This is a genomic window from Comamonas odontotermitis, from assembly GCF_020080045.1.
In the GTDB taxonomy this organism is placed as follows: domain Bacteria; phylum Pseudomonadota; class Gammaproteobacteria; order Burkholderiales; family Burkholderiaceae_C; genus Comamonas; species Comamonas odontotermitis.
This window is the reverse complement of record NZ_CP083451.1, coordinates 4,144,533-4,164,702: the sequence shown is the minus strand read 5'-3', so window position 1 is coordinate 4,164,702 and position 20,170 is coordinate 4,144,533. Positions and strand designations below refer to the sequence as shown.

Here is a 20,170-nt window from a genome sequence, read left to right as displayed (position 1 = left end):
CAACCCTACACCCCGTTGCAACTGCGGCGGCGTAGGGCTCTGGTTTGCACCTATACTGATAGCAGCAAAGCGGCAATGGGCGCGCGCAGGTGCCCAATTCGGGCGTGCGATGGCCTACAGGAATTGGCAGACACGGCGCTCGGAACGCATGGGGCGTGCCGCGATCGCAGGAGAGCAAATACCATGGGACTGTGGCAAAAACTGTTCGGCTGGCTGAACCCGTCGGCCACAACGGCTGCCCATACAGAGGCGGGCGCAGCGCTGCAGACCACACCGGGGGGCACGTCGCCTTCCGGTTATCAGGCTGCCCATGAGCCCGCGTTCGATCCCCACGCCGAGCTAGTGGCCCCCACGCCTGTGGCGGATGAGCGTGACATCCCCGGCCCGTCTGACAGCGCGCAATTCCAGGATGCAGAAGACGCCGCTGCGCAAGACACCAACCAACCCGATCTGTTTGAAGCGGCCGCACAGGCCGAAGCTGCGCGGCTGGCTGCCATTCCTGCGGTCATCAACAACCCGGGCCTGCGCGATGCGCTGTCCACCTATGCTGGCATCGCCTGGGATCGCCAGATTGACTTTGCCGAAAAGGTGGGTGACCGCCCCTGGTCGGCCGATACCAGCCAGGGCCTGATTGCGTTTGGCGATGACCTGCGCTTTCGCATGCAGGTGCTGGGCTCGTACGCGTTTGAATCAGGGTCGTGGCAATGGATCTGGGCCAACACCCAGGCCGAGGTGGCACCCGCGTTCACCGAAGTGGCCCGCCAGCTGCTGGGTTTTGGCAATGCGCAGCAACTGGCACTGTTCACCCAAGCGCGCTCTGCACTGCGCGAGGAAGACCTGCATACCATCGGCCTGATTGCCGCTGGCGCCGACGAGAGCGCAGGTTACTACCTGGGCAATTACGGCGAAGGCATTCTGCTGGCGCTGATCGACCCGGGCCACGGTCTGCCTGCACCGGCAGCCAGCAAGCCCGAGCGTGTGCTGACCGTTGTGCCCCAGCTCATCAGCGAATTCGAGCTGAACCACCGCCTGCTGCTGCGCCACTACCTGGAGGCCAAGGGCTTTGCCGTGCAGGACGAGGGCGGGCAGATCACTGCGAGCCAGGGCGCCAACCGTGTGAGCGCCAAGCTGGATGCGCAGGGCCGCATCACTGCCATCAACGGCAGTCTCAGCGGCTAATACCTAGTGCGAAAACGGCTGCTGGCGTCTATCCCATCAGCGCATTGCTATCTCAATTGATAGCAAATCTGTTTTGAGCGGGTTTTTCAGAACCGGAAATCGAGCGATTTGCTGCTCGCGCCAACGTCCACGGTCTGGCTTTTTTCGCGGCCATCCTTGGTAGTGGCTGTCACGGTGTACTTGCCGTGGGGCAACTGCAGCAGGCAGACCGGCCCCGAGGCGGTAAACGCTGCCGTGCTGGCGCCGCTCAGGCGCACGGACACATCGGCAAGGTATTCACCATCTGCGGCGGCGAACAGCAGGGCCAGCGGATAGCTGGGCATGGCGCTGCGCATGGCGGTGGATTCGTCCAGTCCAATGCCGCCGCAGCGGTATTGCACGGCACCGGCACTTTGCATGGGCGCCGGTTGCTGTGCCTGCACGGCGTTGCTGGCCAGGCCTATCGCCACGAGGGCAATGCCTGCCAATAACTGCGGAGAAGAGGAAAACCATTGCATGCTGAGCTCCTGGAGACAAGGGCGCGGGTGAGCGCGCCAATACAGGCTGCAGCTTGCAACTGCGTGGCAGGCTGCATTTTTGCCATGTATCCGAGCTTGGCATGCATAGGCGCGGCGCCCTGTCAGCCGCGGCGCATGCAGCAGGTCAGCGGTGCCAGGGAGTTGGGGGCGCAGGGGGCTCATGTCCAATGAGAACGGCGACCTTGGTCGCCGTTGTGCCTAGAACCGTGCGGTCGGGGTTAAAAGCGTTCCAGCTCCGGGTGCTTGATCGCTCCCGCGCGAACCAGCATCTTGCCGTATTCGGCACAGCGGTTGAGCGTCGGAATCACCTTGCCAGGGTTGAGCAGGCCCTCTGGATCAAAGGCCGCCTTGAGGGCCAGCATCTGCGCGTTTTCCTCCGCAGAAAACTGCACGCACATGCTGTTGAGCTTTTCCACGCCCACACCATGCTCGCCGGTCACAGTGCCGCCCATGGCGACGCTGGTCTCCAGAATGTCGGCGCCGAACTGCTCGCAGCGGTGCAGTTGATCGGGATCGTTCGCATCGAAGAGGATCAGCGGGTGCAGGTTGCCGTCGCCTGCATGAAAGACGTTGGCGCAGCGCAGGCCGTATTTCTTCTCCATCTCCTGAATCGATAGCAGGATATCGGCCAGGCGCTTGCGCGGAATGGTGGAATCCATGCACATGTAATCGGGGCTGATGCGGCCGCTGGCGGGAAAGGCATTCTTGCGCCCGCTCCAAAAGCGCAGGCGCTCTTCCTCGTTGTTGCTCACGCTGATGGCCGTGGCGCCTGCCTGGCGCAGCACGTGGGTCATGTGGGCAATCTCTTCGGCTACTTCTTCAGGCGTACCATCGCTTTCGCACAGCAGGATGGCTTCGGCAGTCAGATCGTAGCCAGCGCGCACAAAGTCTTCGACGGCAGCAGTCATGGGCTTGTCCATCATCTCCAGCCCTGCCGGGATGATGCCGGCGGCGATCACCGCTGCCACGGCGTCACCCGCCTTGCGCACGTCATCAAAGCTGGCCATGATGCAGCGCGCCAGTTGTGGCTTGGGAATGAGCCTGACCGTCACCTCGGTTGCCACGGCGAGCATGCCTTCGCTGCCTATCACGGCGGCCAGCAGGTCGTAGCCAGCCACATCGAGCGCCTCGCTGCCGAATTCAATCGGCTCGCCCGCTACGGTAAATCCCTTGATCTTGAGCACGTTGTGCACGGTGAGACCGTACTTGAGGCAGTGCACGCCGCCCGAGTTTTCGGCGATGTTGCCGCCAATCGTGCAGGCGATCTGGCTCGACGGGTCGGGCGCGTAGTACAGGCCGTAGGGCGCCGCCGCATCGCTGATGGCCAGGTTGCGCACTCCGCACTGCACCACGGCCGTGCAGGCTGCCGGGTCCACGCGCAGGATCTGGTTGAAGCGCGCCATCGACAAGGTCACGCCCAACGCAATGGGCAGCGCGCTGCCGGAGAGGCCTGTACCCGCGCCGCGCGCTACCACGGGCGCCTGCAGCGCGTGGCAGGTCTGCAGCACAGCTTGCACCTGCTCATATGTCTCGGGCAGGCAGACGACCAGCGGGCGCTGGCGGTAGGCCGTCAGGCCATCGCACTCATAGGGCGTCGTGTCCTCGTCGTGCCACAGCAGGCAGTCATCGGGCAGCACCTTGCGCAGGGCGGCAACCACTTCACGCTGGCGCGTGGCGCGGTCTGCGGTAGAGGTCGGGGGGGAGGCGTTAGCGGACATGCCCCCAACTGTATCGCCATTGGCAGGCGCTGTGGGAAAGGGGCGGGGTGGGAGAGTCGGGAAATCAAAAATAAGAGCTGCTGGCGCTTGAAGGGAGCGGTCTTCAGGCAGAAACTGCAGCAGACAGCCATGCAGCAAGCTTTGTTGTGCGGCACGGCGGCAATTTCATGGCGTGGCAAGCTTGCTGATATAGGCCATGGCGGCTTGTCCATGCGGCTGCAGGAACAATTCCACATCCTGCCCCGACTGGGGGGAGCGCAGGCGGTGAATCCCTTCCGTGATCGGCTGGCTGCACTGGAACTGCAGCGTCCATTGGTCCAGGCGGGGGTCTGTGGCTGCATGGGTCACGTTGACCAGGGTGAGCGTGGTTCCGTTTTCCAGAGTGAATACCGTCCCCGCAAACGCCACCGGGTTGCGCACCAGGGCGTCTGGGGCAGAAGGCTGCGAGGCCAATGCGGCAAGCGCGGGTGAGCCGGCGGCTGCCACCGCCACGCCGGTCAACGCCCGCTTTGCAAAATTTCTGCGATCCATGGCGGCCTCCTTGTGCCTTGTAAAGAGTGAAAGCCGCTGACCGGCCCTGCAGACATACATGCCATTTTGACAAAAAATGATGCAAAATGCTTCTAAATATTTCTTGGGCTTGATGTGCACCTGAGGCATGGCGGGTACCGGGCCTGTTTGAAGGAGATCCGATGAGCGAATTTTTTATGGGAAAAATCATGATCTCTGGCTTTGGTTTTACCCCCAAGTACTTTGCGCAATGCAATGGCCAACTATTGCCCATTAACCAGAACACGGCCCTTTTTTCGTTGCTGGGCACGTATTACGGTGGCAATGGCACAACCAACTTTGCATTGCCGGATCTGAGGGGCCGCACACCCATTGGCGCCGGTAGTTCTGTTGACCCAAGCTGGAACCCTTCTCCTTTCAACATCGGCGAGGTAGGCGGCGTCGAAAGTGTTACGCTGCTGTCCTCCAACCTGCCATCACATACCCATACTCTGCAAGCAACGACCGCCACGGGTACTACGCGTATTCCCAAAGGCAATGCATTGGCAAACAGTGCTTCAACGGCTCTTTACGCCACAGCTTCACCCAACGTCGCCTTGGCGCCGCAGTCCATCTCGCAGGCAGGCAACACCCTGCCGCACTCCAACCTGCAGCCCTATACGGCGCTGAATTTCTGCATTGCCCTACAGGGGATCTATCCCTCGCGCAATTGAGTTGCATGAGGCGGATGCCAAGCTTTCAAGACGATTTACGAGGCCTTATCCATGAGTGAACCTTATGTTGGCGAAATACGCATGTTTGGTTTTTGGCGCGTCCCCAATGGCTGGTTTGCCTGCGACGGAAGCCTGATACCCATTGCGCAATATGAAGTACTGTATGCCCTTCTTGGCACCACTTATGGAGGGGATGGGGTCAATACCTTTGCGGTTCCCGATCTACGTGGGAGGTTGCCGATTCATCAGGGGACAGGGCCTGGGCTGAGCACGTACGTCATCGGACAAAAAGCGGGTACAGAAACCGTCACACTGATTTCCTCGCAGATGCCGGCCCATACGCACACAGTGTCAGCAAGTACAGCGGCTGCAACATCGCAATCGCCGGCATCCAACCAGGTGCTGGCCGCCATCAGTGGGGACGGACTGTATGCCACCGAGGTTGCGGGAGACCCCATCGCAACCCATTCGCAAACTGTGGGTACTGCGGGAGGCACCCAGCCCCATGAAAACACGATGCCGACCTTGGCAGTGAATTTTTGTATCGCCTGGGCAGGCGTCTTCCCTTCGCAAGGGTAAGTGGCAGTGCCCAGTTGCGCACCAGAGACCTTTCAGAGGTAGTACACCATGTCTGAACCATTCATTGGCGAGATCCAGATTTTGGGCTTCAACTTTGCACCCAGGGATTGGGCGTTCTGCAGCGGAGCCACAATGCCTATTCAACAAAATACTGCGCTCTTTTCGTTGCTGGGTACCCAGTATGGCGGCAATGGGCAAACCACCTTCCAGTTGCCCAATCTGATGGCGCGCGCTGCATGCAGTCAAGGGCAAGGGCCAGGTCTGACATCCCGTACCATTGGCGAGCCGTTTGGCTCCAGTGCGGTCACCCTGTTGTCAACCGAGATACCTAACCATACCCACACCCTGCAGTTCTTCAACCAGGGTGATCCTGCCAAGCGCCTGTCCACACCGCAGGCGAATGCTGCGCTGAACCTGCCGTCGCAAGCTTCGTCCAAGTTCTTTGCTCCGGCTGGGGCGATGACTCCGCTTGCACCTACTGCGCTTCAGCCTGCAGGCGGCTCTCAACCCCATGAAAACCGACAGCCCTTTCTTGGCTTGAACTTCTGCATTGCCCTGCAAGGGGTGTTCCCCTCATTCAGTTAACTGCGCAGTTGCGGGAAGGGCGGCTGGGGTGCAGCAGCTACCATCATTTCCAAGCTCGCGGTACGCGATACCACAGCCTGCTGCATGGGCGGTGCGGGGCCTGTCACTGCGGCATGCCTGTGATGAAGACCTACCCTGGCTGCTGATGCTCTACAGCCAGTCACGCAAAGCCGAGCTGGCCCCGGTGCCCTGGCCTGCCGCCGTCAAAGCCGCTTTTCTGGAGAGCCAGTTTGCGCTGCAGCACCGGCACTTTGTGCAGGCGGGTACGAGCGGCGCCTGGTGGATCGTGTGCCAGAAGAGCGCAGATGGCATGGTCCAATCCATTGGCCGTCTGTACCTTGCCGAGGGTGTACACACCGTCACGGTGGTGGATATCTGCCTGCTTGGCGCACACCAGTCACAGGGTCTGGGCACGGCGCTGCTGCGCCAGGTGATGCATGAGGCGGCACAGGCCGGGCGTTCGGTAAGCCTGCATGTGGCGCACGACAATACGGGTGCATTGCGGCTCTACCAGCGGCTGGGATTCGTCGCGCAGGAAGATATTGGCAGTCACCTGCGGATGCAGTGGCTACCGCCAACGGCAGGTTAGGCGCTTTCCTAGTTGAAAACGGCCTGGTAGAGAAAGCCCGTGGCATCGCGTGCCACAGGCACCACGAAGATGGCCTGATCGCCCATGCTCGCATGGCGCATGGAATAGGTCTGCTGAGGAAACAGCACTGCGGATTCATTGCGAAACACCAAGGAAAACGGCTGGCGGTACAGTTGCGCCCCCGCTGACGATTGCAGCGGCTGTACCTCCACCAGCTGGAAAGGCACTTCGGAGTCAGCCAGCTGTCCCACGAATACCGTGCCGACATGGGGCTGGAAATCTTCCAGTGTCAAGAATCTCACCTCAGTGCTCCCATTGCTTGTTGTGTGCAGAACCGCGGCTGCGGCGCGGTGCCTGTTGCCAGGCCAGCGCGGCCAGCAGCAGCGCGAGCAGGGCCAGCATTCCTTCCGACTGGCTGGGGACGGGCACGGCGCCTGCGCTGGCCTCGGCGACCCCAAACCCGCCGGGATCGGCGATGGAGCCATTGGCAGCCAGATCATCGTCGCCGGTCTGTCCGTCCGTCACCGTGTAGGTGATGGTATTGGTTCCCACAGTGGCTGGATACACGTACCACGATGGCGCCTTGCCAGGCTGCGGGCCATATTTCCAGTACTGCGCGCCGGCGGGAATGGCCGACGGATAGGCCAGCTCGATGGTGATGGTCGACCCGACCTCGCAGCCCGTCGTCTTGAAGTCAAACAGACCGTGGGGGAAGCGGATACCTGCCAAGGGAGTGGTCATCTCGGATGCTGGCAGATAGCGGCTCGTGTCGAATCCGCAGCCAGCGCCACCACCGCTGAGCGTGGCCGTGATGACGCCCGTCCCGCTGGGCGACGGTGCGGAATAGCTCTTGGCGCTGGGAATACCGGTTTGCGCGGCAGAGGCTGGGCCGGGGCCTACCTCATTGGTGGCGCTAACCGTGCAGCTGTAGGTGGTGCCATTCGTCAGCCCCGTGACCTTCAAGGGCGAACTGGTGCCACTGACCGTCGTGGTACCGGCACCGCACGATGCGCTATAGGCCGTGATGGCGCTGCCGCCGTCAGACGCTGGAGGCGCAAAGGAGAGGGTCAGCTCTGCATTTCCTGTCGAAATCGCCGTAATGGATGGCGCGCCAGGAAGGGTGGCCGGGGTGGCGGTGACCGAGGCAGAAGGCTGGCTGGAGCCGATGGCATTGCGCGCGGTGACGGAGCAGCTATAGGCCGTGCCATTGGTCAGGCCTGGAACCGTGATGGGACCCGTGGCGGCGGTGACGGGCACAGGGCCCGGCAGGCAGGTGGCGGTGAAGTCGATCACGGCAAGGCCATTGGGGGCGGCGGGCGTGAAGTCCACCAGGATTTGCCCGTTGCCTCGGGTGGCGAGGCCGATCGTTGGCGCATCGGGCACCAGGCCGGGAGTCACGTTGACCACCGCAGATGGCGTGCCGGAGCCTGCAAGATTGCTGGCGGTCACGGTGCAAGCATAGGCAGTGCCGTTGGTCATGCCTGTCACCACCAGTGGCGAGCTGGTGCCGTTTTGTGTACGGGTGGGGGCGCTCGCAGCGCTGCAGCTGGCGGTGTAGCCTGAGACGGGGCGGCCTCCGTCAGCCACAGGAGGGGTGAATGTCACGGTTGCCTGCGTATTTCCCGGCGTTGCGCCGGAGATCGTGGGTGCCCCAGGCGGGCCAAATGGCGTGACTGATGCGAGTGCAGATTCGGCGCCAAAGCCTGCCGCATTCCGTGCAGCAACCGTGCAGGTATAGGCGGTGCCATTTGCCATTCCGCCCACTTCGATCGGTGAGCCTGGCCCGGTCACAGTCAAGCCGCCACTGCAACTGACCCGGTAGTCGCTGATGGGAGCGCCGCCGTTGCTGGCAGGTGCTGAGAACACAATCGATGCTTTTCCGTTGAGCGGATCCGCACTGGTGATGGTGGGGGCTGCGGGCATGGTTCTGGGCGTCACACTCAGCGCGTTCGATGGTGTGCTGCCCAGAGAGTTGGTGGCCAACACCACACAGCTGTAGGTGGCGCCATTGCTCAACCCGGTCACCGTGATGCTGGACAGCGTTCCGTTTTGGGAAATGGTCCCTGGATCGCACACTGCCGTGTAACCGGTAATGGGATCGCCGCCATCAGACGAAGGAGCGCTGAACGTCAAGGTCGCTGAAGAATCGGCAGGCTGAACGGCAGTCAGCGAGGGGGCCTGCGGGGCGCCCTTGGGCATCACGGAAACGCTGCCAGAATCTGCACTGGGCCCGACGGCATTGGTGGCCGTGACGGAGCACGTATAAGTGACACCGTTGGTGAGGCCCGTCACTTCAATTGGCGATGCAGTGCCTGTCTGGCTGGCCGACCCGCAGGTGGCGGTGTAGGACAGGATGGCGCTGCCGCCATTGGAAGCGGGCGGAGTGAAGGCGATCTGGGCCGCGCCGTTGCCACCGATTGCCGTGCCGATGACCGGCGCACCAGGCACGGTGGCATTGGCCACCTCGATGGTCAGCGTGTGTATTTCGCTGTAATCGATAAGGGGATAGACAGGATCCACTGAGGCGTCGCTGACCAGCAATTGCACGGTGTAGCTACCCGGCGCAGTAGGTGTTCCGGTGATGCTGCCGTTTGTTGAAAGCAACAGGCCCTGCGGCATCGTGCTGCCTGGCTGCAATGAAAGCGCCAATGGAGTTACCCCGCCAGGAACGGGTACCTGGGCAGAGGCAGGCATTCCGGTGGCGAGATGAATCGTTGCAGGCGTAATCGACAGGTCAGGGTTGCCCAGGGCGCCGGCGTAGGATTTCGTGCCGCTGACTGTCTGGTTGTCTGTTGCTCTCACTGTAAAGCTGTAGTTGCCACGCACGGCGGGCGTGCCGGACAGTTGACCACCTGGAGACAAAGTCAACCCTGTGGGCAATGCGCCAGAGCTCACCACATAACTGTAGGGTTCCGTGCCCCCGATGGCCGCGAACGTCGTACTGGCAGCCATGCCTGTTTTCAATGCCAGGCTGCCTGGGGTGATGGTGATGGCAGAGCCGGAGGCAGTGATGGTGATGTTGAAAACCAGCCAGACCCCTTGCGGGTCTTCCAACGTGAAGGTATCGGAGGACGTGGCCGAGCCGTCATGGCTATACGTCACAAACTGCTGGCCATTGATATCGGGGCCGACCACTGCCGTGCCATGCTGCGGGGCGACGGGCTGGTTGGGCGGGGCCACCACACCTTCGCCAAAACCAAAGTTGTCCGGGCCGTCAAGCCCCGATATGTCGATGTTGATAGAGCCGCCAGCAGGTACTGAGGCTACCTGCGGCGGGGCAGCCCAGAGCCGCGTGAGCGGCACCAGGCACAAGGCGCAAAGTAGAAAAAATCCCCATATCGGTTGTCGATAAAGTGGCTTCACGGCTGCGCTTTCCGAAGAAATGGATGGCTGGTGGCGCAGATGAGGCTGTTACGGGATTTTGCCCAAATGCGTCAAATTGTGAACCAAGTATAACAATGCGACAAATTGAGTGCGACTTCTTTTTTGCGTTGCTGCAAATCGCCAGCCAACGCGTCGGCGTGGTTTTGTCGAAGCTGCAGGGACGGTGGCAGGGCAGGCCTCCATGCAAAAAAGCCAGCAGGGTGCTGCTGGCTTTTCTGGAGAAGGCTGCAAATCAGCGGAAGACCACGGTCTTGTGGCCGTTCATCAGCACCCGGTGTTCGCTGTGCCACTTCACGGCGCGGGCCAGCACCTGGCTTTCGGTATCGCGGCCGATGGTGGTGAGGTCTTCGACGGTGCGCGAATGGTCCACGCGGGCCACATCCTGCTCGATGATCGGGCCTTCGTCGAGGTCGGCCGTTACATAGTGGGCGGTGGCGCCGATCAGTTTCACGCCGCGCTCGTGTGCCTGGTAGTAGGGTCGCGCGCCCTTGAAGCTGGGCAGGAAGCTGTGGTGGATATTGATGGCGCGGCCCGAGAGCTTGCGGCACAGGTCGTCCGACAGGATCTGCATGTAGCGCGCCAGCACCACGAGATCGGCCGACTCGGCCTTGATGATCTCGAACTGCTTGGCCTCCACCTCGGCCTTGTTGTCCTTGGACATCGGCAGGTGGTGGAAGGGAATGTTGTAGCTGGCCGCGAGCTGGTAGAAGTCGCGGTGGTTGCTGATGATGGCGCGGATGTCGATGGGCAGCAGGCCCGACTTCCAGCGGAACAGCAGGTCATTGAGGCAATGGCCTTCGCGGCTGACGAAAATGACCGTGCGCATGGGCTCGCTGGCCGAATACAGCCGCAGCTTCATGTCCAGTGGCTTGGCAAACTCCGTCAGGGCGCCGCGCAGCGTGTCGTAGTCGGTATTGGCGCAGGCAAAGCGCACACGCATGAAGAACAGGCCCGTGGCATGGTCGTTGAACTGCGCGGCCTCTTCGATATTGCCGCCTTGCTCCAGCAGAAATCCAGACACGGCATGCACGATGCCGGTGCGATCAGGGCAGGAAAGCGTGAGGATGTAAGCGTTGGTCATAAGTCCGCCATTGTCGCAGGACTAAGGGCTAACCCGGGAAACTCAGGCATCCATTTTTACCAAGGTAGAAATTAACCGGGTGGATGTAAATGAGTGTTAAATCAATAGTTAAAAATCATAGCGTTTCTTTGCTCTTCAGTTGCGTGAGAAACGAAAAATACCAACAAAATCAAGCATCTTGTGGTTTTGGTGGAATTGCAAAAATGATAGCTAAGAAGCAAACTACAATAACGCCTGTACCCCTTGCCGGGGTGCTCCGCAGAGGGCTTTGGGCCGCTTTTGCGACAAGCCGGGTGCCAGGCTGCGGCCACACAACAGTGGTGGTCTTCGCGGTTTTCAAGCCCGGCTTTTGACGTTAGATTGGAGTGTGCCGAGCAAACGCGATGAAGTTTGTATCGGCTGATCGATTCCATAAAAATTCCCCTCATCCACGCGTTGACCAGCGCCCGGCGCAATGGTGCCCATGGTTGCGGGGAATTTGTCTGAAAAACAGGTGCGGCCCGCAGAGGTGCGCCTGTTTTTTGGGCAGGCATGCTGCACGCTTGCCATCGCAGTACCGATTTTTTGAGGAAATACAACATGAAGCGCGACAACATCACCCAGCCGCACCAGGCGCTGGCCCCCCAGGCCATCAGCATGGATGTGCTGAAAGAAAAATACTTCAAGGGCGATGAGTCGACGATTGATGACCTGTACGCCCGTGTGGCGCGCGCGCTCGCTTCGGTCGAGAAGAAAGACATCCGCGCCGAATGGGAAGCCAAGTTTGCCGCCAACCTGCAGGCTGGTGCCATTGGCGCGGGCCGCATCATGTCGGCGGCGGGCACGGACATCCAGGCCACTCTCATCAACTGCTTTGTGCAGCCCGTGGGCGACTGCATCCAGGGGTTTGATGACGAAGGCTACCCCGGTATCTATGAAGCATTGCGTGAAGCGGCCGAAACCATGCGCCGAGGCGGTGGCGTGGGCTACGATTTCTCGCGCATCCGCCCCCGTGGCGCGGAAGTGAAGGGCACCGCCTCGATGGCGTCTGGCCCCTGCAGCTACATCAACGTGTTCGACCAGAGCTGCTCGACCGTGGAATCGGCGGGCGCCCGCCGTGGCGCGCAGATGGGCGTGCTGCGCATCGACCACCCCGATGTGATGGAGTTCATCACCGCCAAGCGCACGCAGGGCCGCTGGAACAACTTCAACGTCTCGGTCGGCGTGCCCGACGCCTTCATGCAGGCCGTGGTGGACGATACCGACTGGCAACTGGTACACAGCGGCCGCCCCAATGCCAAGCTGCGTGCGGAAGGCGCCGCGCAGCGCGAGGACGGCAAGTGGATCTACAAGACCGTGCGTGCCCGCGACATGTGGGACACGATCATGACGTCCACCTACGATTTCGCAGAGCCGGGCATCCTGTTCCTTGACCATATCAACGACGACAACAACCTGCGCTATGTGGAGCGCATTGCCGCCACCAACCCCTGCGGCGAGCAGCCGCTGCCCTCGTACGGCTGCTGCGATCTGGGCCCGATCATCCTGACCAACTTCGTGCGCAACCCCTTTGGTTTCGGCGGGCTGCCCAGCTTTGATTTTGAGTATTTCCAGCAGGTGGTGGCCACGCAGGTGCGCGCGCTCGACAACGTGCTGGATGTGACCTTCTGGCCGCTGGAGCAGCAACGCGAGGAGTCTGCTGCCAAGCGTCGCATCGGCGTGGGCTTTACCGGCATGGGCAACACCCTGGCCATGCTGACGCTGCGCTACTCCGACCAGGAAGGCCGTGACATGGCTCGTCGCATTGCCGAGTGCATGCGCGATTCGGCCTACCGTGCCTCGGTCGAGCTGGCCAAGGAAAAGGGCGCCTTCCCCAAGTTCGATGCCAAGGGGTATCTGGGCAAGGGCACCTTCGCCAGCCGCCTGCCCAAGGACATCCAGGAAGACATCAAGAAGCACGGCATCCGCAACAGCCACCTGCTGTCGATCGCGCCCACAGGCACGGTCTCGCTGGCCTTTGCAGACAATGCCTCGAACGGCATCGAGCCGCCATTCTCGTGGACATACACCCGCAACAAGCGCGAAGCCGACGGCACCAAGAGCCAGTACCAGGTGGAAGACCACAGCTGGCGCCTGTATCGCGAGCTGGGCGGCGATGTGAACAACCTGCCCTCGTACTTCGTCTCGGCGCTGGAAATGTCCGCCACAGAACATCTGGCGATGATGGAAACCGTGCAACCCTATGTGGACACTGCCATCTCCAAGACGGTGAACATTCCTGCCGACTACCCGTACGAAGACTTCAAGAACCTGTACCTGCAGGCATGGCGTGCCAATCTGAAGGGCCTGGCCACCTATCGCCCCAACAGCATTCTGGGTGCGGTGCTGGAAACCACGCCCGCGCCCAAGGCGGAAGCGCCTGCCGCAGAAGCTGTGGCACCAGTTGCCGCCATCGCTGACCCGATGAAGGTCGTGATCGAGCGCCGTCCGGAAGGCGAGCTGTCCGCCGTGGCCGACAAGGTGGAATACTGGACGCAGGAAGGCCAGCAGCGCCTCTACATCATCGTCTCCTTCCTGCCAGTGCCAAGTGCAGACGGCAAGAGCATGGTTGAGCGCGCGGTCGAGTTCTTCATGCCCGTGGGCCAAAGCGGCGAATCGCAGCAATGGATCACCTCGAGCATGCGCCTGCTGTCGCTGGCGGCGCGCGGCGGCTTCCTCGAGCGCGCGCTGGGCGATATGCGCAAGGTTGCCTGGGACCGTGGCCCTGTGCGCCTGGGCACCTACCAGAAGGCCGACGGCACCCATGTGCCGATGTGGCATGACTCCGAGGTGGCTGCCATCGCCTATGCGGTGCAGCAGATTCTGGAGCGCCGCCGCCAGCAGAACCTGCCCGGCGTGACCAACACCACCTGGACGCCAGTGGCCGCAGCGCCTGTGGTGACCACCGGCATGCAGACCATGGCTGGCAAGAAGTGTGCTGAATGTGGCGCGCATGCCGTGATCCGCAAGGATGGCTGCGAGTACTGCACCTCCTGCGGCGCAGTAGGCTCCTGCGGCTGATCAAGCATTGGCAAGCCATGCTGCACACCGAGCCCGGCCCTGAACGCCGGGCTTTTTTCGCCTTGCACCAGAAAAGGCGATGAAAAATGTGCGCTTTGGAGAGGCTGGCAGGTACGTGCCAGCGTGCAAAACGGGTCTTTTTGGAGGAGAACGCGCCGTGCTGGCTTTTTTCAGATTGCTTCAACTGCTGTGTCTTGGCCTCGTGATGACGGGCTTGCCTGCTGCGCATGCGGCGTGTGAAAGCCAGTCGCAGACCCAGTACAACAAGGATGGCTCGCAGATGCGGCTGATGCAGACCCGGTGCGATACCGATGGCGCTACCACCGGGGATGCCGACGCAGGCCAGGACGACGGATCTTCCACCTTCGTGCTCTCCATCAAGCCCAAGGGCAGCGACAGCTTCCGTACGGCGCTGACGCCGGACGCCTTGCCGGAGAGCTGGCGCATGGCCAGGTTGCGCGACCTGGAGGGTGACGGCAACTGGGTGCTGGAAGTGACGGGCACCAACTGCGGAGCCGGGCCCAATTGCCAGGGCTCCATCTACAAGCCCACCGCAGACCGCAAGAGCGTGTACCTGTTCTTTGATGGCGGTTACGCCGAGTTTCTGAGGATTCCCGGCTACTACGTGGAATCGGGCCGGGCCAGTTGCTGCAGCTGGGAATACCACCTCTACACACCTCCGGCGCCCGGCAAGGCCATCACCCAGCAGAACTTCCGCTACCGGGTGGTGGTGGGCGGCATCAGCGATGCAACGGCCAACGCCTGCGTGATGACCGATGTGCGCCGCGAAAAGCGCGTGCCTATCCGCGACCCGCACATCCGCAAGCTGTGCAAGGTGTATGACTGACTTAGGTCTACTCTGCACGGGGGCACATCAGGATTTTGAAAAGGTAATGAGAGAGACCATGCACTTCAACCTGAAACGTACAGCTTTTCAAGCCCTGTTAAGACGTTGGTTTACATGGACTGCTACTGTCGCACTATGCGTTGTTCCACAAGTCCATGCAACATCATTCAAAGCTCCTGAGATACAGATCGATCTATCTTTTGCCCAAGGTGTTCATGATGTGAGTGATGCCTTGCAACGTAGTCTGGAGCAACAGTTGCGGCAACTGAAAGCGAAATGCAAGACAAAAGATGAACCGATCTTCATTGTGGAGGGGGGCGGATTGATCAGCCCAAATACCGTTTCTATCAAGACACAACGTACGCGAGCTGTGCGTGTGTTGATCGAGCGCATGGGGTTTGACCCTGCGCAGGTGTACGAAGCAATACAGTCCACATCACCAAGCTATGCGAAGCGTGATGCACCAGCAGTCGTACAAGTGCAGTTCACATGTGTTTCTTAACCAGCGACATGGCAACACATAAGCTGTAAGGAGTGAATATTTTGAAGACAGTTGCGGACACCCTTGTCGTGGATGATCGCAGCCATTTTCTTACTATGACTTGCGACTCACCTTGGGCAGCAGCACCGCCACCATGCCCAGAAGCGGCAGGTAGGCGATGACCTGGTACACATAGGCGATGCTGGTGCGGTCGGCCAGCACGCCCAGCACGGCTGCGCCCAGGCCTCCCATGCCGAAGGCAAAGCCGAAGAACAGGCCGGACACCATGCCGATCTTGCCGGGGATCAATTCCTGTGCATATACCAGGATGGCCGAGAACGCGGACGAGAGCACCAGGCCGATGATGATGGTGAGCATCACGGTCCAGAACAGGTTGGCGTGCGGCAGGATCAGCGCAAATGGCGCGACGCCGAGGATCGATGCCCAGATCACCGGCTTGCGGCCAATGCGGTCGCCCATCGGGCCGCCGGCCAGGGTGCCGACCGCCGACGCGAACAGAAACACGAACAGCAGCAGTTGTGCGTTCTGCACACCCACGTCAAAGCGCTGCATCAGGTAGAAGGTGTAGTAGCTCGACAGCCCTGCGACATAGAAGTACTTGGAAAAGATCAGCACCAGCAGCACGGCCACCGCGCCCAGCACCTGCCGGCGCGAGAGCCCGTTGCTGACCCGCGCGGGCGCCGCCTTGGTCGTGCGGTGCTGCTGCGCATACCAGCGGCTCACATGCGAGAGCAGCACGATGCCCACCACGGCCGCAAGACCGAACCAGGCGGCGCTGTGCTGGCCAAACGGCACAATCACGGCAGCTGCCAGCAGCGGGCCCAGCGCGCTGCCGGTATTGCCGCCCACCTGGAACAGCGATTGCGCCATGCCATGCTGGCCGCCCGAGGCCATGCGTGCCACCCGCGAGGATTCGGGGTGGAAGATCGACGAGCCGGTGCCGATCAGCGCGGCTGCTGCCAGCACGGTGGTGAAGCTGGGCGCAAACGCGAGCAGCAGCAGGCCGCACAGGGTAAAGCACATGCCTATGGGCAGCGAGTACGGCGTGCTGCGCCTGTCGGTGTACAGGCCCACCAGTGGCTGAAAGAGCGAGGCGGTCAGCTGGTAGACCAGGGTGATCAGGCCGATCTGCCCGAAGCTCAGCTGGAAATTGCCTTGCAGCACCGGGTACATGGCCAGGATCAGCGACTGCATCATGTCGTTGATCATGTGGGAGAAGCTGATGGCGCCCAGTATGCCGAAGGCCGCACGCGGCGCGGCGGCCTGCGGGGCGCTGACGGGAGGGGACGAAGCAAGCGAGGGGTTCATGGTGGCGTGGCGCAAATAGTCTGAATGCTGGCCATGCTACGTATGGCGTGCGTGCCTGTCTTGCGCATTTTGGGTTAGAGTCTTTGCAAAAAGGACATTGCATGCCTCACCACTTTCCAACCCTGGAGGACATGGAGCGCAGCCCGGTGCCGGTGGCATGCCACGCCACCGACTACCCTGCGGGCAGCACCACCGGCCAGCACCGGCACGCGTTTCACCACCAGCTCATCCACGCCCTGCATGGCGTGATGGTGGTAGTGGCCGATGCAGGCCAATGGATCGTGCCGCCCACGCGCGGCATCTGGATGCCCGCGGGCACCGTGCACCAGGTGCGCCATATTGGCGATGTGCAGATGCGCAGCCTGTTCGTGCGCCCCCATGCCGCTCCCGGGCTGGCAACGCAGGCCCAGGTTGTCGGCATCTCACCGCTGCTGCGTGAGCTGATCCGCGCCGCCATGGAGGTGGATCTGCCCTACCAGGAGGATTCGCGCGACGGCCGTCTGATGCGCTTTTTGCTGGACGAACTGCATGCCTTGCCGGTGCTGCCCATGCACCTGCCCCGGCCTGCCGATCCGCGCCTGCAGCGCATCTGCAACCACATCCAGCAGCGGCCAGACGACAATGCCACCTTGTCCGACTGGGCAGAGCACCTGGGTGTGGACCCCAAAACCCTGCAGCGCCTGTTTGCGCGCGATACCGGCATGGGCTTTGCCCGCTGGCGGCAGCAGGCGCGCCTGCTCAAGGCGCTGGAGCTGTTGGCGCATGGCGAAAAGGTGATCGATGTGGCGCTGGCTCTGGGATATGACAGCCCCGGGGCATTTGCCACCATGTTCAAGCGCCAGTTCGGCCAGACGCCGACCGGCTTTTACCGCTGAGATGCAAAAAAGCTGCTTGCGCGCAAACGCAAGCAGCTTTCGGTATTTTTGACGCCTGAGTGGCTCTGCGTGGCTTAATGCACGATCACGGGTTGCTGGGCCAGGCCGGTGTAACGGTCAAGCGTGGCTTCCACTTCTTCTTCGGTGGGGGCATTGGCCTGCCAGGCCTGGATCTGCTGGTGAAACATTTCGGCCCAGGCACCGTCCAGGTACAGTTCCTTGCCGCTGCGCTTGTCCACGATTTCAAAGCCTTGGCGCTGCAAATGGCGAAGGGGCTCGGTAACGGAGGGTGTGCTTACGGTTGCTCCGTCGGTGGACAGGGGCAATTCTGGTGTCAGGTGCAACACCACGAAAGAGTCCGAGTCGTAAATCATTTGCATGATGTTCCTCCTTGTGAACCGTAGGTGGTGGCAGACCGCCGGTTTGCAAGCCTGCGTCCACAGCACCGTTGTAGCAGGTTTTGATGGCAGTCAATGCAAACAACGGCGGTTTTGGGCAAGAAACGTAGCAAACGGGGGACAAACATGCGGGACTTTTCCGCAGCTTTACGTCCCCGAGCGCCTTTTCCTCTCGTATCAACACGTGCTAAGGCGATGCCTTCTCAACCGTGGCCGACTGCAGCTGCAGATCGGCAAAGTCGCCATTGGCCTGCGAGATGCGGATGCGCACGGGCAGGTACTGCATGGCCGGGTCGATCCACAGGTGGGCCACCTGGTCGTAGCGCTTGCGCGGTTGGCGGGTGAGGCGGATGGTCTGGCGGCTGCCGGCGGGCAGCTCCAGCGTTTCGGGGCCGTCGACGGCGAAGGTCCAGACGTCGGTGGTGCGTGCGCTGGTCACATTGATGTGGATGAGGGTGCCCGGCGGGTAGCGCTCGGGGCCCGCCGCGATCATGCTGGACAGTTGCAGAAAGATGGAGAGCCGGTCCTGCACGCCGGCGCTGGCGGCCTGGGGCTCGTCGTTGCCGCTGTAGGTGATCTGGCCTTTGTCCACATCGACGTGTGCAGCCCGTTCGCTGCGGGCCTTGTCGCCAAAGCGCTGCGGCGAGAGGCCATGCGGCGTGATGCGGCCTGTGCTGGTCTGCGAGCGGCTGCCCACCAGAAAGGCCGATACCTCTTGCCTGGCCTGGTAGGTGAGGCCATCGGTCTTGAAGCTGAGCTGCGCCTTGGCCGAATACTGAAAGCCCTTGGCCGAGCCCTTGGCCTCGAATTCCAGATGGGCCGAGGGCGGTACACGCACCGGCGGCATCGGGCCGCTGTAGCCGGGGCTGCCTATGCCGACGGGGGCTGGCGGCTCATCGCTGCTTTTGGCACTGGCGGGAGCTTCTCCATCGCCAGTGCTGCTGCTTTCTCCACCTGCCGAAGCCGCAGGCTGGCCCGCGTCAGATGAGCTTTGTGCATCGGATGCGGTGGTGGCGGTATCGCCCTGCGCGCCGGCGGCAGAATCGCCGGGCCCGTCGCCGGACAGCAGGCCATCCAGTGCCGTGGTTCGGGGCTTGGGGGCCTGTGGGGTGGGGCCGAGGACGGCAAGACTGTCGGGCGCCTGCTCCGGCGGTGCCTTCTGAGGCAGCGCCTTCGGTGGCGGGGGCTTGGGTTTGGCGGGCTTGGGGGCGGCGGGCGCAGCAGTGGTGCGCGGTGTCTCGGGCGCTGGCGGGGCCGGGGGCTCTGGCGCGATCTGGCGGGTTTCAAACCGCAGCTCTTGCGGGCTGCTGCCGGTGATGCGCGCGGTGCGCCATATTTCCTGCATGCCCGGGCCTGCCAGCAGCGCCACATGGGCGGCCAGAACGGCGGCAGTCAGCAGAATCAACGGGCGTTGGCGCATGGCGGATCGGGAAGACTGCCAGTGTAGCGCTGGCGATGGGCCGTGCGGTCAACCGGGGGTAAAGCCTGTGGCGTCGCCAGCCACGCGGTGGCCCAGGTCGTGCGACAGCTGCTGCGCGATCGCCTGCAGGCGCTGGTCCATCGCGCCGCCAAAGCTGGGGTCGAAGGTGGCAACGGTGCCCAGGGTGGTGACGGCGAGCACCAACTGGCCGCGCGCATCAAACACCGGGGCGCACAGTGCAACCACACTGGGCAGCAGGGTGTCGACCACGCGTGCAACACCGTGGGCGCGTACATCGGCAAACAGCTGGGCGGCTGCGTCTGCGGTATGCGGCAGGTCCTGGCGTCGGGCGTTGCGGGCCTGTTCCAGCTCCAGCTGCAACTGCTGCGCAATGCGCCCGGCGGGCAGCCAGGCTCCAAAGCAGCGCCCTGTTGCAGATGAGAGCAGCGGCATCACATCACCCAGGCGCAGGTGGCCGGTGGTGCCATGCGGGGGCTCTTCCCAATGCACCACGGTCGCGCCATGGTTGCCCCACACGGCCAGGGCCACGGTATGGCCCAGTGCGTCGATCCAGTCGGGCATGCGCTCGCGCGCCAGGCGCACCGCGTCGGTGCGGCGCAGCGCAGCCAGGCCCAGCTGCAAGGCCATCGGGCCCAGGTCGTAGCGGCTGGTGGCCGCATCCTGCCGGACCAGACCGCTGCGCTGGTAGCTGACAAGGTAGCGGTGCGCCTTGGCAGCGGGCATGCCGGCTGCGGCAGCCAGGTCCTTGAGAGCCAACGGGCCGGGCGCATCGATGAGCGCCTGCAGCAGCGCAAAGCCGACCTCCACTGATTGGATACCAGCGCGGTCTTTGTCCAGAGGGTTGTCCATTGCGGCAGTTTACGGTATTCTAAATAAAGGAATCAATTTCACTAATCGTAATTCA

General features: G+C 62.2%; 19 protein-coding genes. 9 read left to right on the top strand and 10 right to left on the bottom strand.

Features of this window, described 5'->3' with window-relative positions; all coding sequences use genetic code 11:
• Window positions 1-183 precede the first annotated feature (183 nt).
• Complete coding sequence (locus LAD35_RS19095; RefSeq protein ID WP_224150512.1) at window positions 184-1,179, top strand: DUF6882 domain-containing protein; 996 nt, start codon at window positions 184-186, stop codon at window positions 1,177-1,179.
• Window positions 1,180-1,265: 86 nt separating this feature from the next.
• On the opposite strand, the gene LAD35_RS19090 is transcribed toward LAD35_RS19095, so the two are convergent.
• From LAD35_RS19090 to LAD35_RS19080, 3 genes are all read right to left on the bottom strand, one after another.
• Window positions 1,266-1,676, bottom strand: a complete 411-nt coding sequence (locus LAD35_RS19090; protein ID WP_224150511.1) for a hypothetical protein — start codon at window positions 1,674-1,676, stop codon at window positions 1,266-1,268.
• A 239-nt stretch (window positions 1,677-1,915) separates the two neighbouring features.
• Window positions 1,916-3,415, bottom strand: a complete 1,500-nt coding sequence (locus LAD35_RS19085) for an FAD-linked oxidase C-terminal domain-containing protein (RefSeq protein WP_224150510.1) — start codon at window positions 3,413-3,415, stop codon at window positions 1,916-1,918.
• Between the two features lie 165 nt (window positions 3,416-3,580).
• A complete protein-coding gene (locus LAD35_RS19080) occupies window positions 3,581-3,946 on the bottom strand; it encodes a hypothetical protein (protein WP_224150509.1) in 366 nt (121 codons plus the stop codon).
• Between the two features lie 161 nt (window positions 3,947-4,107).
• On the opposite strand from LAD35_RS19080, the gene LAD35_RS19075 reads away from it, so the two are divergent.
• The 4 genes from LAD35_RS19075 to LAD35_RS19060 are packed head-to-tail and all read left to right on the top strand — an operon-like array spanning window position 4,108 to window position 6,391.
• Window positions 4,108-4,638 (top strand): phage tail protein, encoded by a 531-nt coding sequence (locus tag LAD35_RS19075; protein ID WP_224150508.1) that lies wholly within the window; start codon window positions 4,108-4,110, stop codon window positions 4,636-4,638.
• Window positions 4,639-4,689: 51 nt separating this feature from the next.
• Window positions 4,690-5,217, top strand: a complete 528-nt coding sequence (locus LAD35_RS19070) for a phage tail protein (RefSeq protein ID WP_224150507.1) — start codon at window positions 4,690-4,692, stop codon at window positions 5,215-5,217.
• A 48-nt stretch (window positions 5,218-5,265) separates the two neighbouring features.
• Window positions 5,266-5,802, top strand: coding sequence for a phage tail protein (locus LAD35_RS19065; protein WP_224150506.1), 537 nt, complete (start codon window positions 5,266-5,268; stop codon window positions 5,800-5,802).
• Window positions 5,803-5,830: 28 nt separating this feature from the next.
• On the top strand, window positions 5,831-6,391 hold the full coding sequence (locus tag LAD35_RS19060) for a GNAT family N-acetyltransferase (protein WP_317986719.1): 561 nt from the start codon (window positions 5,831-5,833) through the stop codon (window positions 6,389-6,391).
• A gap of 8 nt (window positions 6,392-6,399) precedes the next feature.
• On the opposite strand, the gene LAD35_RS19055 is transcribed toward LAD35_RS19060, so the two are convergent.
• The 3 genes from LAD35_RS19055 to purU form a co-directional block, all read right to left on the bottom strand.
• Window positions 6,400-6,693, bottom strand: coding sequence for a DUF6916 family protein (locus LAD35_RS19055; RefSeq protein WP_224150504.1), 294 nt, complete (start codon window positions 6,691-6,693; stop codon window positions 6,400-6,402).
• Between the two features lies 1 nt (window position 6,694).
• Window positions 6,695-9,694 (bottom strand): beta strand repeat-containing protein, encoded by a 3,000-nt coding sequence (locus tag LAD35_RS19050; RefSeq protein ID WP_224152820.1) that lies wholly within the window; start codon window positions 9,692-9,694, stop codon window positions 6,695-6,697.
• A 313-nt stretch (window positions 9,695-10,007) separates the two neighbouring features.
• Complete coding sequence (gene purU / locus LAD35_RS19045) at window positions 10,008-10,856, bottom strand: formyltetrahydrofolate deformylase (protein WP_224150503.1); 849 nt, start codon at window positions 10,854-10,856, stop codon at window positions 10,008-10,010.
• A gap of 579 nt (window positions 10,857-11,435) precedes the next feature.
• On the opposite strand from purU, the gene LAD35_RS19040 reads away from it, so the two are divergent.
• From LAD35_RS19040 to LAD35_RS19030, 3 genes are all read left to right on the top strand, one after another.
• On the top strand, window positions 11,436-13,895 hold the full coding sequence (locus tag LAD35_RS19040; RefSeq protein WP_224150502.1) for an adenosylcobalamin-dependent ribonucleoside-diphosphate reductase: 2,460 nt from the start codon (window positions 11,436-11,438) through the stop codon (window positions 13,893-13,895).
• A 157-nt stretch (window positions 13,896-14,052) separates the two neighbouring features.
• Window positions 14,053-14,742 (top strand): hypothetical protein, encoded by a 690-nt coding sequence (locus LAD35_RS19035; RefSeq protein ID WP_224150501.1) that lies wholly within the window; start codon window positions 14,053-14,055, stop codon window positions 14,740-14,742.
• Between the two features lie 58 nt (window positions 14,743-14,800).
• Window positions 14,801-15,244 carry a hypothetical protein gene (locus LAD35_RS19030; protein ID WP_224150500.1) on the top strand — a complete coding sequence of 148 codons (444 nt, stop codon included), beginning with the start codon at window positions 14,801-14,803 and terminating at the stop codon, window positions 15,242-15,244.
• Window positions 15,245-15,337: 93 nt separating this feature from the next.
• Here LAD35_RS19030 and LAD35_RS19025 read toward each other — a convergent pair whose 3' ends face one another.
• Window positions 15,338-16,552: an MFS transporter gene (locus LAD35_RS19025; protein ID WP_224150499.1), complete on the bottom strand. Its 1,215-nt coding sequence runs from the start codon at window positions 16,550-16,552 to the stop codon at window positions 15,338-15,340.
• A gap of 101 nt (window positions 16,553-16,653) precedes the next feature.
• Here LAD35_RS19025 and LAD35_RS19020 point away from each other — a divergent pair, with 101 nt between their 5' ends.
• Window positions 16,654-17,427: an AraC family transcriptional regulator gene (locus LAD35_RS19020; protein ID WP_224150498.1), complete on the top strand. Its 774-nt coding sequence runs from the start codon at window positions 16,654-16,656 to the stop codon at window positions 17,425-17,427.
• Between the two features lie 74 nt (window positions 17,428-17,501).
• On the opposite strand, the gene LAD35_RS19015 is transcribed toward LAD35_RS19020, so the two are convergent.
• The 3 genes from LAD35_RS19015 to LAD35_RS19005 all read right to left on the bottom strand — a co-directional run bounded on the left by LAD35_RS19015 (window position 17,502) and on the right by LAD35_RS19005 (window position 20,103).
• Window positions 17,502-17,807, bottom strand: coding sequence for a BTH_I0359 family protein (locus tag LAD35_RS19015; protein ID WP_224150497.1), 306 nt, complete (start codon window positions 17,805-17,807; stop codon window positions 17,502-17,504).
• Between the two features lie 205 nt (window positions 17,808-18,012).
• Window positions 18,013-19,245: a DUF3108 domain-containing protein gene (locus LAD35_RS19010; protein WP_224150496.1), complete on the bottom strand. Its 1,233-nt coding sequence runs from the start codon at window positions 19,243-19,245 to the stop codon at window positions 18,013-18,015.
• Window positions 19,246-19,293: 48 nt separating this feature from the next.
• Complete coding sequence (locus LAD35_RS19005; RefSeq protein WP_224152818.1) at window positions 19,294-20,103, bottom strand: IclR family transcriptional regulator; 810 nt, start codon at window positions 20,101-20,103, stop codon at window positions 19,294-19,296.
• Window positions 20,104-20,170: the final 67 nt, after the last annotated feature.